Genomic DNA, 15458 nt, shown 5'->3' with positions numbered 1-15458 from the left:
AAGAGAAAGTTTATGAAAGTGAAAACTATTTTAGTCTCTCAGCCTAAACCGAAAACAGAAACATCGCCATATTTTGATTTGGCAGAAAAGCAAAAGGTAAAGGTTGACTTTCGCTCGTTTATTCATGTCGAGGGAATTCCTGTTAAAGAAGTAAGAGCTCAAAAAGTTGATTTAAACAATTATACAGCAATAATACTTACTAGTAGAAATGCTGTTGATCATTTTTTTAGAATTGCTGAAGAAATGCGCTTTACAGTTCCTGATGACATGAAATACTTCTGTCAGTCTGAAGCTGTAGCATACTATTTACAAAAATACGTTGTGTATCGTAAACGTAAAATTTATGTTGGTAGTAGAACATTTCCTGAGTTAACTAAATTAATTAAGAAACATAAAGATGAAAAGTTTTTACTTCCTTCTTCGGATAAGTTAAAACCTTTAATTCCTGATGAACTAGATAAACTAGGTGTAGATTGGAAACGAGCAGATTTATACCGTACTGTTGTAAGTGATTTATCTGACTTAGAAGATGTTTTTTATGATATTTTAGTATTCTTTAGCCCGTCTGGAATTGATAGTTTATTTAAAAACTTTCCTGACTTCAAACAAAATAATACTCGAATAGCCGTGTTTGGTAACACTACCATTAAAGCTGTTGAAGATAGAGGGTTACGTGTAGATATTGCTGCACCAACACCTGAAACACCTTCAATGACGATGGCTTTAGAAAAATATATTAAAGAAGCTAACAAGAAGTAATTTATTTATTTTTAGCAATTAAAACAGCCATCAAAGTATTTTTGATGGCTGTTTAAGTTTACACATGTAAGTTTAATTTAACTCTACCGTCAAAGGAATCATACTTAAATTAAACTTATGATTTTTTTACTACTTTTTTTAGCTGCTAGTTTTCTTGCATATAGTAATGGAGCAAATGACAATTTTAAAGGTGTTGCTACGCTATTTGGATCAGGGACAACCAATTACAAGAAAGCTATTAATTGGGCTACCTTAACTACCTTTTCTGGTTCTGTAGCAGCAATTTTTTTGGCAGATGAATTAGTAAAAAACTTCTCAGGAAAGGGTTTAGTTCCAAATGATTTGATTCAAACACCAATATTTGCCATAGCCATCGCTATGGGAGCTGCTATCACCGTATTTTTAGCTACAAAAATAGGAATGCCTATTTCTACTACACATAGTTTAGTTGGAGCTTTATTTGGTACAGGAATTATAGCTGTAGGGAATGCTTTTAACTTCAAATTATTAACTAGCACTTTTCTTTTTCCTTTAATTGTTAGTCCTTTAATAGCTACAATTTTAAGCTTAATCGCTTATCTTATTTTTAAATCTATACGAAAACAAATTCCAAGTTTAAACAAAAGCAACCCAACTTTATTTAGTTTTTCTTCTGTAAAAATCTTAAATAGTTTACATTATTTGAGCTCGGGTATTGTTAGTTTTGCTAGAGGGTTAAATGATACTCCAAAGATTGTAGGTCTATTAATTATTGCCAATACTATTGACTTAAAATGGAGTATGATATTAATTGCAGTAACCATGGCTTTAGGTGGATTGTTAAACGCAAAAAATGTAGGTGAAACTATGAGTATAAAAATTACTAAAATGAATGCTGGGCAAGGATTTACTGCTAATATTGTTACTGGCTTACTCGTAACCACTGCCAGTATACATGGTTTACCTGTCTCTACTACACATGTGTCAGTTGGCTCTTTATTTGGAATTGGAACCGTTACCAAAAAAGCCAATTATAAAGTAATTACTAACATTTTACTATCATGGATACTTACTTTACCTATTGCTGCTATTATAAGTGCTGTAATTTTTAAAATCTTAGAAATAATTTAACTAATTTATATTTTGTAATTGCTACTTTTAGTTTCTTTATGGATACCTACACAAACATTATAAAAAACTCATACACTGGTTACTTGAATTACATTAAGCAGTCAGTACTTATGGAGTTAAACTGGGATAATTATTTTTATGGTTTAATTCTAATTTCTCTTATTGTTTGGGGGTTAGAAATTATCTTTCCTTGGCGAAAAAATCAACCTTTATTCCGTAAAGATTTTTGGCTGGATACTTTTTACATGTTTTTCAATTTCTTTTTATTAAATCTTATTGTACTTATAGCTCTATCAAACACGGCAGAACAATTATTTAATGATATTCTTGGTCTTGTTGGATTATCGGTTGCTAGCTTTCAACTATTCGATATTAACTCCTTTCCTTATTGGGCAAGAATTGTAGTTTTTTTTATTAGTATTGATTTTGTGCAGTGGTTTACACACACTTTACTCCATCGTTATGAATTTTTATGGAACTTTCACAAAGTACATCATTCCGTAAAACAAATGGGATTTGCAGCACACCTTCGTTATCATTGGATGGAACCTGTGGTATACAACTCTATGAAGTATATTCCGCTTGCTATTATGGGCGGATTTACAGCACAAGACGTTGCTATTGTTCATTTTTTCAACATTACTATTGGTCACCTTAATCATGCCAATATTAACTGGGATTACGGTTGGTTAAAATATATTCTGAACAATCCAAGAATGCATATTTGGCATCATGCAAAAGAGCTTCCTGAAGACAGAAAAATGGGAGTAAACTTTGGAATTACGCTAAGTATATGGGATTATATTTTTAAAACTAACTACATTCCTTACAATGGGCGTGATATTGAGCTAGGTTTTGACGGGGATGAAAAATTCCCTAAAGATTTTATTCACCAAGAAATATATCCAATAGGAAAAAAATAACATTTTAAGTCTTTTTTAACCTATTACTTCATACTTTCAATTAGCTGTTTTGCTGCCAATTCGTATCTTTAGCTTTTTAAAAATAAACAGATGAAGTATATAAAAATTCTATTCTTATTTATTGTCGTTCAGGTTACTGCACAACAAGGTGGTATGTGGATTCCTTCACTTTTAGAAGGAATGAACGAACAAGAAATGACTTCTTTAGGAAGTAAATTAACCGCAAAAGACATTTACGATGTAAATAACTCAAGTTTAAAAGATGCTATTGGGCATTTTAACGGAGGTTGTACTAGCGAAGTAATTTCTCCTGAAGGATTAATTTTAACCAATCACCACTGTGGTTTCGGACAAATTCAATCGCACTCTTCTTTAGAAAATGATTATCTAAAAGATGGTTTTTGGGCAATGAGTAAAAAAGAAGAATTGCCTAATGAAGGCTTATATGTTGAGTTTATTGTTCGTATTGATGATGTAACTACCAAAGCATTGAATGGGGTTACTAATACTATGACTGAACGTGAAAAACAATCGACCATTGATAAAAACATCAATGAAATTACTAAATCAGCAAAAAAAGAAACTTGGCAAAATATTAAGGTGAAGCCTTTTTATAAAGGAAACCAATATTTCTTATTTGTTACTGAAAAATTTGAAGACGTTCGTTTAGTAGGTGCACCACCAAGTAGTATTGGAAAATTTGGTAGTGATACCGATAACTGGGTTTTTCCACGTCATACAGGAGATTTTTCATTATTTAGAATTTATGCTGATAAAAACAATCGTCCTGCTAAATACAGTAAAGACAACGTTCCTTACAAACCAAAACACTTTTTACCAGTTTCTTTAGATGGAATTAAAGAAGGTGATTTTACTATGGTTTTTGGTTTCCCAGGTCGTACTAATGAATATTTACCTGCTGTTGCTATTAAACATATTACACAAGAGTTTAACCCGAGTAACATAACTATTCGTGAAGCTGCATTAAAAGAAATTGATGCACAAATGAAAGCTAGTGATGCTGTTCGTATTAAATATGCTTCAAAACAAGCACGTATTGCAAATGCTTGGAAAAAATGGATTGGTGAAAATTTAGGAATTAAAAAAAGTAACGCTATTGCAGAGCGTCAAGCTTTTGAAGCTACCTTCAAAAAAGCACTAAAAGAAAAAGGGTTAGAAAAAACCTACGGAAATATTCTTCCTGAGTTTGAAAAATTATATGCTGATTTTTCAAGCATCAACATTAAAAGAAGAAATTTTATTGAAGTTTTCTTAGTAACTAATGAGTTGATGCAAATGACTTTTAGAGCATATCAATTAGAACAAGTAGCCTTAAACAAACCTGAAAAATTTGAAGAAGCCAAAACTTCATTAATCAATAGAATTAAAGGAGTTCACAAAAACTTTGATGTAAATGTAGATAAAGGTGTATTTAAAAATGTGATGCCTTTATACAATCCTACTAATGTAGATGCTTCTATTTACGATAAAACTAGTTTTACTAATTTAGACAAAGCCTTACAATTATTAGAAGGTGATGCTAAAAAGGTGGTTAAAAACTTAAAAAAAGATGCTGCTTACCAATATGCAAAGCCTATGATTGAAGAGTTTTACACAAAAATCAATCCTGAATTTCAACAGAAAAACCAACCAATTACAGCGTTACAAAAAACATACATGAAAGCATTAATGGAAGCATTACCAAATGCACGCTATTTTCCTGATGCTAACAGTACTTTACGTGTTACTTATGGTCAAGTTCGTGGATACTCTCCTAGAGATGCTGTATACTACAATCCTGTAAGTTATTTAGATGGAGTTATTGAGAAATACGTTCCTGGTGATTATGAGTTTGATGTACCTCAAAAGTTACGCGATTTATACGACGCTAAAGATTTTGGACAATACACTGATAAAAATGGAAAAGTTCCTGTTTGTTTCTTAGGAACCAATCATACCACGGGTGGTAACTCTGGTAGTCCTGCTATTGATGCTCACGGAAACTTAATTGGTTTAAACTTCGACCGTGTTTGGGAAGGAACAATGAGTGATATGAATTACGATCCTGAAATTTGTAGAAATATTATGGTTGATGTTCGCTATGTATTATTTATTGTTGATAAATATGCAGGAGCAAAACACTTAATTGAAGAAATGAAGTTAGTACACCCAAAGAAAAAATAATACATTTTTCTACATAAGAATAGCTTAAAAAACGAGGTTTATATTTCACAACCTCGTTTTTTTTATGCAAATAAACAACTCATTCGAGGTTGAACTTTGGCTATCTGGGATTAAAAATATTGACCTATTCCAAACACAAATCCTTTTGATGCATTCTTTGTAAGCCCATGTCCATAATCAATTCTAAAAATTGCATTAAGTATTTTTTTATTAATGAAACGTAAACCTATACCTGAATAAACTTTCATATTATCACTATTGATAAAATCATCAAAACTTCCTCCTGGATTACGCCATGTTCCGGCATCTACAAACACATTACTCTGAATAACAAACCATTTTTTTTCATACAGCGTATGCCTATATTCGGTATTGCACACAATACTCCCAGTACCACGATCAACTAAAATACCAACGCCTCTTAAATTCAAATTATTATCCAAAGCAAATGGGGCGAATGGAGTATCATCATTAGATGACAAACCAACACGTAACCTATTTGCCCAATTTCCTTTTTTTCCTAGCCTTTTGAAGTAAAAAAAGTCATTCCAAAAAATTAAAAAATCGTCTTGGTATTTATTTTCTGAAGTCACGTATTGTCCGTGAAACTCATTTTTAAACCCGTTGATGTATTGATAATTATAATCTAAATTATCAAAAGTGTAAATTAGCTTTAATAACTTTTTATCAACATTAAGCTCAGTCGGAACCTCAGAAGAAGTACTTCCGTTTAAGTAATGATACTTTTCCTTAAAAAAGTTAATTCCAAGCTGTAGCTGATTTTTAAAATTGTGTTGGTATAAAGCCAAAGCTTCATAAGAAATATTCTGATACTTATAATTGGCTGATTCACTACCAAAATAAAGTGGTTCTTCACTTATCCAGTTTTGATGATTTAATGACACTCCCCATTTTGCTGAAAATAACGTAGGCGCCCTAAAGTTAATTCCATAAGAATCAAAACCATTATATTGATAAAACCCTCCTAAGCTTATATTCCTACCCAAAAAGTTATACTCACCTACTCCTATTCTGTAAGCTAGCTTCTGATTAATAGTTTTATGAAAATTGACTTCTGGAATTATGGTAAAATTCTCTTCTACCGTTACAACAACATCACATTTGTTATCAGCACAAGATGTTTGAAAGTTTGCATTAGAAATTGCTGGTAAGCGTTTTAAGCGAATCATATCTTCACTTAACACAATTGAGTCAAAAACTTGACTTTCTGTTGAACTGAGTATTTTTTGTAAAACATGTATTTTAGTTTTTTTAACTCCTGAAAAAGTAATTTTTTCTATTCTTTTTTCTTGTGAATAGCTATTTACAGACGACCAAAACACTGCAAAAATTATTGTTTTTAGAAGAAACAAGTGTTGCTTATCATACTTCTTACCTACTACTTTCATACATCTTTTTTATAGTCAATTCTGCTGGTTTGTTTTGAGGTGTAAACCTATTGTTATCTTCCCCTCCAACTTCTTTATGATTATGAAACCATTTCCAAACAAAACCACCAGCAAACCAATCTTCTTTCCAAAACTGATTATACAGAGCTTGTAATGCTTTTTGTTGATTTTCTAAATTAACTCCTCCTTCTATTCTATCTGAATTCCATGGTTCTTTCCCTGTAAAATTAACACTTCTGTATCCATACTCGGTAAATAAAACAGGCTTATTAAACTTACTTTGTACCTGAATAACTTCATTTTTGTGCGGTTGCCATCCTCTTTCTATGTCTGTTATACTTGGAAATTTTTGATCACTTAACGGAAAATAAGCATCAATTCCTATAAAGTCTAAATCTTCCCAAAAGTATATTCGCTTAAATTCATCCCAATTTGCTGCGTAAGTCAATTTTCCCGAATATACTTTTCTAATTTTTTTAATAAGTTTTTTCCAGTATTCTGATCTGTTTTTTACAAAATGTTCCAATTCTGTTCCAATACAAAAAATTTCTGCATTAATTTCTTCAGCTACTTTGGCAAAAGCAAGGATAAAGTCTTCATAAGATTTCTCTAGTTCTCTCCATTTAGCTTCAGAATCCATTTTTATAGCTCCTGTATACACACCATTCCAAACCCAAATTTGTGGTTTCAACATAATCTTTATCTTACTTTGTTGAAACTCTTTGGCATATTGTTTCACACCTTCTTTTGTCTCTCCAAACCATTGCTTTTTGGAGTCATAAATTACATTTGGAGAAGACAAGCTTTTAACAAAAGCAAAAGGCATCAACGTTACATAATTTGCTGATACCTTTTTTACATCATTAATATGTTTACTAGTTACCTTTTTTGAAGAAGCAACAAAACTAACACCGTTTATCTTTTTTGATTGACTCGTACAAGAGCTTACCAAAAAAATACAGCTTATAAAAAGGAGTTTTAGAGTTTTCATTACTCCTCTAATTTACTATTTTTAAAATAATGCTCGTAATCCTACATTAAAACTTTGTCCTAGCCCATTGTTGTTTCCTCTAACAAAATTACTGTACAATACCTCCAAGTTTAAGACACTAGTTAATTGATATTTTCCTCCCAAACCTAAAGCTGTATAATCTTGTGTAAAATCTCCAAATCTTTGTGAATGTTGAGAAAACACTAATACGGTAGACTTTTCGTTGGGAAAATAACTAAAGAAAACACCAGGAGTTAACAAAAAAGTATTGTTCGCAAAGCTATCCTCATCACCAAAATTGTACTCCGTATTTAACTCTGTAAATAACTGCCATTTTCCACTAGAAAAAGTATAGTCATAAAAGAATCGATTCTGAAAAGTCCATGCTGTTTGATCTAAAAAGACACCATTTTCTATTTCATTACTCACTAAAGGAATATGTATTGCTGATTGAACAGAAAAGTTTCCAACATTTTTTAATGGTTGAAACTTAATTGCTGGTGCAATTGATGTAATTCCTTTTCTTTCAGTACTTCTGTTATCTTTTAAATTAAAAACTGATAACGCTTGGCGACCACCAATAGTGTTAGAACGAAACTCTACAATTGCTCCTACGTTAATACGGTTATTTTTAGAAATTCCAGTGAAAGCCTCCAACGTTGAAGTAAAATAATTCTCTCTTGCTTTCGATTTGGTATTACCATCTGCATCAGCAAATTTTGTTTCAGTATATAGGTTATTAAACCATTTAATATCCCACTGACTATTATTTAAAAGCCTAGATGGTGTATATGTTTGAATATTTGATTTTTCTACTTTATCATCTTGAGCATTTGAAATTTGCGCTACAAAAAACAATAAAATTGAAAAACTTACTAATTGTCTTTTCATAAAGTTAATTTTTTATATAAATCATAAGTCGCCCTAAAAAAATTTCTCTTACAAGGCTTCATTATTTAAAACCATTCTAAATTTAATTCCTTTATTAAGTTCTTAACTTTAGCAACGACCTAAACAGCAAATCAACATTTATGGAGCACGTTGTTATTATTGGTAATGGAATTTCTGGAGTTACAGCCGCAAGGCATATCAGAAAATTATCAGATAAAAAAATTACCATTATTTCTTCTGAAACAGATGAGTTCTTTTCAAGAACCGCTTTAATGTATGTGTACATGGGACACATGAAATTTGAACATACACAACCTTATGAATCTTGGTTTTGGAAAAAAAACAATATTGATCTCAAAAAAGGTTTTATTTCAAAAGTACATTCATCAGAAAAAGAAATAGTCTTTAGCACTGGAGAAAAACTGTCTTACGATAAGTTAATTATAGCCACTGGCTCTAAACCTAACAAGTTTGGTTGGCCTGGACAAGACTTAAAAGGTGTTATGGGAATGTATCATAAACAAGATTTAGAGGCTCTTGAACAATATGCTCCAAACAACAAAGTATGTAAAAGAGCTGTTATTGTTGGTGGAGGTTTAATTGGAATTGAACTTGCCGAAATGCTTCATAGCAGAAATATTCCTGTTACTTTTTTAGTTCGTGAAAATAGTTTTTGGGACAAAGTGTTACCCAAGGAAGAATCTGCCATGATAAACCGTGAAATTTTAGAAAATCATATCGATTTACGTTTAAGTGCAAACTTAAAAGAAATCAAATCGGATGAAAACGGACAGGTAAAATCTGTAATAATTGAAGAAACTGGAGAAGAAATACCTTGTAATGTTGTTGGTTTGACCGCTGGTGTTTCTCCTAACGTTGACTTTTTAAAAGATTCGGAAATTGAACTTGGTAGGGGTGTTAAAGTCAATCGTTTTTTAGAAACCAATATCAAAGATGTGTATGCAATTGGAGATTGTGCAGAACAACATGAAGCCATTGGTTTACGTCGTCCTATTGAAGCTGTTTGGTATACTGGTAGAATGATGGGGGAAACTGTTGCGCAAACTATTTGTGGCAACCGAATTGAATACAAACCAGGTCATTGGTTTAATTCTGCAAAATTTATTGATATTGAATATCAAACTTATGGTTGGGTATGGACGCAGCCTAAAGAAAATGAAACCCATTTTTACTGGGAGCACGAAAATGGCAAAAAATGTATCCGAATTAATTATGATAAACACACACAAAAATTTATAGGTATAAATACATTAGGTATACGTATGCGTCATGAATTTTTTGACAAGGCTTTGAATGAAAAGCAATCTGTAAACTATGTTTTAGAGCGTTTAGCAGATGCCAACTTCGACCCTGAATTTTACAAACTTCATGAGTCAGAAATTGTGGCAAAATTCAACAAAGAAAACAACACCAATATTCAATTAAAAAAGAAAAGCTGGAAGCGAATTTTCAGCAGAGTTTAGGATGAAAATAATAAAACAAGCAGGTCTACTTCTATTCTTAATAGGGTTAATCATTTTTTCAGGAGTAATTTTTACGGGTTCTTTTAATTTAAATCAATCAGAACTAGACTCATTTATTACTGAAAAAGGATATAAAAGCGAAATCATAAAAGAGGAACTCAGTAAAGCTATTATTACTGATGAAAGCTTGAATATTTTTGAGTTTTCTAGCCGAGTTAGAAATGCTTATGAAGCATCTAACAATCATTACAATACTTTAATTACTAAATACGATGCTGAAAAAAATTGGGATAAAAAAGGAGAACAATACCAATATTTAATCTACGGTAAACCCCATACGTTGAGTTATGAATTGGCTAAAAAAGCTGGAAATGGTTTTGTTAAAAACAATTCAGGTATGTTATGGTTACTTACTTTTGGTTTAGGTATTTTGGGAGCGTTGTTATTTATACTTCCTAATTTTATTTTACTCGGTCCAAAAGGAATAAAGAATAATGGTATTTATTTAGAAGCTAGTACAAACCGAGGATGGATAGCTTGGTTAGTTTTAATTTACTTAGTTGTTTTTTACTTGTTGCTTTATTTTTTTCCTGATTATGTGGTTAATTGGACTTTTATATTAGACCCTATCAGTAAATTTTTAAACGGTGGAGAAGCTAGCCAATGGTTTGTATATGGTTTTTTATACTGTGTTATTATGCTTACAATGGGAGTAAGAATGTATATAAAATACAGACACAATAAATATCAAGTCATTAGAACAACTTCTGTATTATTCTTTCAAATTGTATTTGCTTTTCTTATCCCAGAAATAATGACCAGTTTAAATATGCCTGGGTATGATTTTAAAAATGCTTTTCCGTTAGACTATGATTTCTTTTTTGAATGGAATTTAGATAGTTTAAGAAATAGTGGAGCTATAGGCTTATTCATTTTAGTTTGGGGTATTGTACTTACTTTAGTTATTGTACCTGTAATGGTATATTTCTTCGGAAAGAGATGGTATTGCTCTTGGGTTTGTGGTTGTGGTGGTTTAGCTGAAACTTTAGGTGACCCATATCGCCAGCATTCGAACAAAAGTATGAATGCATGGAAGCTAGAGCGCTGGTTAATACATAGTGTCTTAGTGTTTTCGTTAATAATGACTGTTGTAACGTTATACTGTTACTTTACTGGTGCACAATCTTTCCTTGGAATCAACTCCCAATGGATAAAAGATACCTACAGCTTTTTAATAGGAGCTTGGTTTGCAGGAGTTATTGGCACAGGATTTTATCCAATTTTTGGAAACCGTGTTTGGTGTCGTTTTGGCTGTCCGTTAGCCGCTTATTTAGGAATTGTACAACGTTTTAAATCTCGATTTAGAATTACTACCAATGGCGGACAATGTATTTCTTGTGGAAATTGTTCTACGTATTGTGAGCAAGGTATTGATGTACGTTCATATGCCCAAAAAGGAGAAAATATTGTTCGTGCAAGTTGTGTTGGATGCGGAATTTGTTCAGCAGTATGTCCTCGTGGAGTATTAAAGTTGGAAAATGGTCCGGAAAAAGGACGTATCAACCCAACAGAGATTTTATTAGGTAACGATGTTGATTTAATGAAATTAGTGAATGAAAAGTAATGTTTTCATACTATGCTTTTTTATTACTTTCTATTTAGTTGGGCAAAAAACATATCATAAATCATTTTATAAAGAAGGAACACTAAAAGAAGAAGGCTGGCTTGAAAATAATAAAAAAACCGATTATTGGATTTTTTATTATAAAAATGGAAACATTAAAAAAGAAGGTAGTTTCAAAAACAACCTTCCTGTTAAGTATTGGCTTTTTTATTATGAAAACTCTTTTAAAAAAAAGGAAGGACACTTTATTAATGGATTACCAAACAAATGGTGGGTCTTTTACAATAATAAAGGAGATATTTATCAAAAATGTCAAATCAAAAACAATAAAAAAAACGGATATTGTTTGTTATACAAAAAACATAAGTTAACAAAAGCGATAAAGTTTAAAGAAGGACTGAAGTTAAAAGAATGGAATAATTTGTCTTCTTTTGCAAAAGAAAATAATTTCAACGACTTAAAATAATTAATGAATCCACTTATAAAAGTTATTATTCCTGCATATAATGAGCAAGATTCTATTGTCCATGTAATTAATGACATTCCTTCCATTGTAGACGAGGTAATTGTTATTAGTAATAATTCAACAGATAATACAGAAATCAATGCTAAAAATGCAGGAGCTACTGTACTTATGGAAGATAGAAAAGGCTACGGTTACGCTTGCTTGAAAGGAATGGAGTATATAGCTTCAACTTCTATCAGAAATTCAAACAACAAACCAGATATAGTTGTTTTTTTAGACGGAGATTATTCTGATTACCCTGAACAACTTACTGAGCTTGTTGCTCCAATAATAAAAGATAACATTGATTTTGTAATTGGTGCTCGTGTGCAGCAACTACGTGAAAAGGGGTCTATGACTCCTCAACAAGTTTTTGGTAATTGGCTAGCAACCTTTTTAATGAAATTATTTTTTGGAGCAACTTTTACCGACTTAGGTCCTTTTAGAGCTATTAAGTATGATAAATTACTTGCTTTAAACATGGAAGATAAAACGTATGGTTGGACAGTAGAAATGCAACTAAAAGCTTTAAAACAAAAATTAACGTATACAGAAATCCCTATGAAATACAGAAATAGAATTGGAGTTTCAAAAGTTTCAGGAACTGTAAAAGGTAGTATATTAGCCGGCGTAAAAATTTTAGGTTGGATCTTTAAATATAGTTTTAAATAATGGTTTTAGAATACATAATAATTACGCTATACACCATATCATTAGCACTTATATTGCTATACGCTATAGCACAGTTAAACCTGCTTATAAATTACTTAAAAGCTCAGAAAAAAAAGGAAAGCACACCCAAATTAGATTTATCTGACATTAACAAAGTTCCGTATGTAACCATACAGCTTCCTGTTTATAATGAGCTATATGTAATGGAGCGTTTATTACACAATATTGCTCAATTAGAATATCCACGCGAAAAGTTAGAAATTCAAGTATTAGATGATTCTACCGATGAATCAGTTGAGAGCACAGCTAAACAAATTAAAGAGCTTCAAAAAACAGGCTTAGACATTCAACATATTAGACGTGAAAACCGTCAAGGATTTAAGGCTGGCGCATTAAAGGAAGGACTTAAAACTGCCAAAGGTGAGTTTATTGCTATTTTTGATGCTGACTTTTTACCTAAGGAGAACTGGTTACTTGAGACTGTTCCGTATTTTAAAAATCCTGAAATAGGCGTAGTTCAAACTCGTTGGGGGCATATTAATAGAAATTATTCAACTTTAACAAAAATTCAAGCGTTTGCTTTAGATGCTCATTTTACGTTAGAACAAGTAGGTAGAAATAGTCAAGGACATTTTATAAACTTTAATGGTACTGCTGGTATATGGCGCAAAGAATGTATTTACGATGCTGGAAACTGGGAGGGAGATACTTTAACAGAAGACTTAGATTTAAGCTACCGTGCACAATTAAAGAATTGGAAATTCAAATATTTAGAAAATGTTGTTACTCCTGCTGAATTACCAGTAGTTATTAGCGCTGCTCGTTCACAACAATTTAGATGGAACAAAGGAGGTGCAGAGAATTTTCAAAAAATGTTGAAGAGAATTATTACAAGTCCTACTATTCCCTTTAAAACAAAACTTCATGGAACGCTACATTTACTAAATAGTTCAATGTTTACTTGCATCTTTTTAGTCGCTGTTTTAAGTATACCTATGTTGTATATTAAAAATGAATATGCTCATTTAAAAATTTACTTTTTAGTCATGAGTTTTTTTATTGTAAGTACCTTTATTTTCTTTATCTGCTACTGGTTTATGTATAAAAGGACTTATGGAGGAGGTTTCTGGAACTTCATCAAATATATTGGTGCCTTTTTCGCTTTTTTCTCTATTGCTATGGGCTTTTCTTTACACAATACAATTGCTGTTTTAGAAGGTCATTTAGGTAAAAAAAGTGAATTTGTAAGAACTCCTAAATTCAATATTAAGTCATTAAAAGATAGTTGGAAGAACAATAAATACATTCGTAAAAGACCTTCTTTACATGTAATTATAGAAGGATTGTTAGCGCTTTATTTTGCTTTTGGAATGTATAGTGCTTTTATTGTTGGAGATCAAGGAGGAGATTTTGGTTTATTTCCTTTTCACCTAATGTTATTTGTTGGTTTTGGATACGTGTTTTTTAAATCGATTTTCTCAAAAGCTTAAATGTTTTTTTTAAAAAAATATAGCTCAATTATACTAACCTTAGTTAGTGTAGTGCTCTATTTTCTATTTGCTTATACAATTGAACGCACCGAATTTAACAAGTTACTTTTTCTCTGGATTAGCCTATTTACTTGTTATTTTGCTCTTTTACGGAATAAAGAATTATCGTTTACCTATTTAGCTGGGATTGCTATTTTATTTCGATTGATTTTCTTTTTTGCTATTCCGAATTTATCACAAGATTTTTATCGGTTTATTTGGGATGGACGTATGATTTCAGAAGGATTAAACCCTTATTTATCATTGCCTCAAACATTTATTGAGCAACACAGTTATCCTATAAACCAAGCTACTGAGCTGTATCAAGGAATGGGAGCCTTAAACGGAAGTCATTACACCAACTACCCTCCAATTAATCAGTTATGCTTTTTAATAGCTGCTATCTTTGCAAAAAACAGTATTATTGGAAGTGTAATTGTAATGCGAGTACTAATTATCTTAGCTGACATCGGTATTTTATATTTCGGAAAGAAGCTCTTAGAAAGATTACAATTACCTATTAAAAATATCTTTTTATATATTTTAAATCCATTTGTAATAATTGAATTGACTGGAAATTTACATTTTGAACCTGTTATGTTATTCTTTCTGGTTTGGAGTATTTATACACTACATAAACAGAAATGGTTTTTAGCAGCTATACTACTGGCTTGTTCTGTTTCTGTAAAACTGATTCCTTTACTCTTTTTACCTTTATTTTTTCAATGGTTTGTAAAAAATGATTTTTCACTCCTTAGAGGATTCAAAAAATTAGCATTCTTTTATGGAACTGTGGTTCTTACAATTGTTCTACTTTTTCTTCCTTTTTACTCTCCAGAATTAATTTCAAACTACACTAACTCTGTTGGTTTATGGTTTAGAAACTTTGAGTTTAATGCTAGTTTTTACTATTTAGCTAGAAAAATTGGTTATCTATTTAGAGGCTATAATGAGATTGCTATTATTGGTAAGACAATTCCTATTCTTACCGTTTGTTTTTTATTAATTCTTACTTTTTTTAAAAAAAACAAGTCTGCAAAACAGCTAACTGCAAGTATGTTATTTACTTTATCATTCTACTACTTTTTAACAACAACAATGCATCCTTGGTATATAGCAACGCTTTTAATTTTATCTGTTTTTGCTCAATATCGTTATGCTGTTTTGTGGAGTTTAGTCGTTATTCTAAGCTATCAGGCGTATGCTAATTCTCCTTGGAAAGAAAATCTTTGGTTAATTACTTTAGAGTATATTATTCTATACAGTTACTTTATATGGGAAGTTTTTGTAAAAAGAAAACCCACTCAAAATTGAGTGGGAAAAATTGCTATGAAAAAGAAAAAGAAAGTGGTTTTTAAACCACCGTTCAAATATAAA

At 31.2% G+C, this 15458-nt stretch carries 13 protein-coding genes; 10 read left to right on the top strand and 3 right to left on the bottom strand.

The features are described from left to right. The first annotated feature begins 12 nt into the window (after positions 1-12). The 4 genes from Q4517_RS01265 (at position 13) to Q4517_RS01250 (ending at position 4976) form a co-directional block, all read left to right on the top strand. A complete protein-coding gene (locus tag Q4517_RS01265) occupies positions 13-759 on the top strand; it encodes a uroporphyrinogen-III synthase (RefSeq protein ID WP_303505327.1) in 747 nt (248 codons plus the stop codon). A gap of 117 nt (positions 760-876) precedes the next feature. Next, entirely contained in the window at positions 877-1869 is a 993-nt protein-coding gene (locus tag Q4517_RS01260) for an inorganic phosphate transporter (protein WP_303505325.1), read from the top strand. A 38-nt stretch (positions 1870-1907) separates the two neighbouring features. Beyond that, positions 1908-2792: a sterol desaturase family protein gene (locus Q4517_RS01255; RefSeq protein WP_303505323.1), complete on the top strand. Its 885-nt coding sequence runs from the start codon at positions 1908-1910 to the stop codon at positions 2790-2792. A gap of 90 nt (positions 2793-2882) precedes the next feature. After that, positions 2883-4976 (top strand): S46 family peptidase, encoded by a 2094-nt coding sequence (locus tag Q4517_RS01250; RefSeq protein ID WP_303505321.1) that lies wholly within the window; start codon positions 2883-2885, stop codon positions 4974-4976. 110 nt (positions 4977-5086) lie between these two features. On the opposite strand, the gene Q4517_RS01245 is transcribed toward Q4517_RS01250, so the two are convergent. From Q4517_RS01245 to Q4517_RS01235, 3 genes are read right to left on the bottom strand one after another with little or no spacing between them, the layout of a single operon-like run. Further along, the gene (locus Q4517_RS01245; protein ID WP_303505319.1) at positions 5087-6385 is read right to left on the bottom strand and encodes a POTRA domain-containing protein; all 1299 of its coding nucleotides are present in this window, start codon (positions 6383-6385) and stop codon (positions 5087-5089) included. Further along, positions 6369-7376 (bottom strand): glycoside hydrolase family 113, encoded by a 1008-nt coding sequence (locus tag Q4517_RS01240; protein WP_303505317.1) that lies wholly within the window; start codon positions 7374-7376, stop codon positions 6369-6371. Before Q4517_RS01240 ends, Q4517_RS01245 begins: the two co-directional genes overlap by 17 nt. A gap of 21 nt (positions 7377-7397) precedes the next feature. Then, complete coding sequence (locus Q4517_RS01235) at positions 7398-8267, bottom strand: hypothetical protein (protein WP_303505315.1); 870 nt, start codon at positions 8265-8267, stop codon at positions 7398-7400. Positions 8268-8407: 140 nt separating this feature from the next. Between Q4517_RS01235 and Q4517_RS01230 the strand changes: the two genes are divergently transcribed. From Q4517_RS01230 to Q4517_RS01205, 6 genes are read left to right on the top strand one after another with little or no spacing between them, the layout of a single operon-like run. Then, on the top strand, positions 8408-9751 hold the full coding sequence (locus tag Q4517_RS01230) for an NAD(P)/FAD-dependent oxidoreductase (protein ID WP_303505313.1): 1344 nt from the start codon (positions 8408-8410) through the stop codon (positions 9749-9751). A 1-nt stretch (position 9752) separates the two neighbouring features. Then, positions 9753-11375 carry a 4Fe-4S binding protein gene (locus Q4517_RS01225; protein ID WP_303505311.1) on the top strand — a complete coding sequence of 541 codons (1623 nt, stop codon included), beginning with the start codon at positions 9753-9755 and terminating at the stop codon, positions 11373-11375. Further along, entirely contained in the window at positions 11365-11841 is a 477-nt protein-coding gene (locus Q4517_RS01220; protein ID WP_303505308.1) for a toxin-antitoxin system YwqK family antitoxin, read from the top strand. Before Q4517_RS01225 ends, Q4517_RS01220 begins: the two co-directional genes overlap by 11 nt. A gap of 3 nt (positions 11842-11844) precedes the next feature. Continuing rightward, positions 11845-12552: a glycosyltransferase family 2 protein gene (locus Q4517_RS01215; protein WP_303505306.1), complete on the top strand. Its 708-nt coding sequence runs from the start codon at positions 11845-11847 to the stop codon at positions 12550-12552. Further along, a complete protein-coding gene (locus Q4517_RS01210; protein ID WP_303505304.1) occupies positions 12552-14042 on the top strand; it encodes a cellulose synthase family protein in 1491 nt (496 codons plus the stop codon). The genes Q4517_RS01215 and Q4517_RS01210 overlap by 1 nt, the downstream gene beginning before the upstream one ends. Further along, positions 14043-15395 carry a mannosyltransferase gene (locus Q4517_RS01205; RefSeq protein ID WP_303505302.1) on the top strand — a complete coding sequence of 451 codons (1353 nt, stop codon included), beginning with the start codon at positions 14043-14045 and terminating at the stop codon, positions 15393-15395. Positions 15396-15458: the final 63 nt, after the last annotated feature.

Origin of the sequence: Tenacibaculum sp. 1_MG-2023 (assembly GCF_030547425.1) — a bacterium.
Lineage (GTDB): Bacteria > Bacteroidota > Bacteroidia > Flavobacteriales > Flavobacteriaceae > Polaribacter.
The sequence above is the reverse complement of the archived record's forward strand: the minus strand, read 5'-3'. Positions and strand labels throughout refer to the sequence as shown.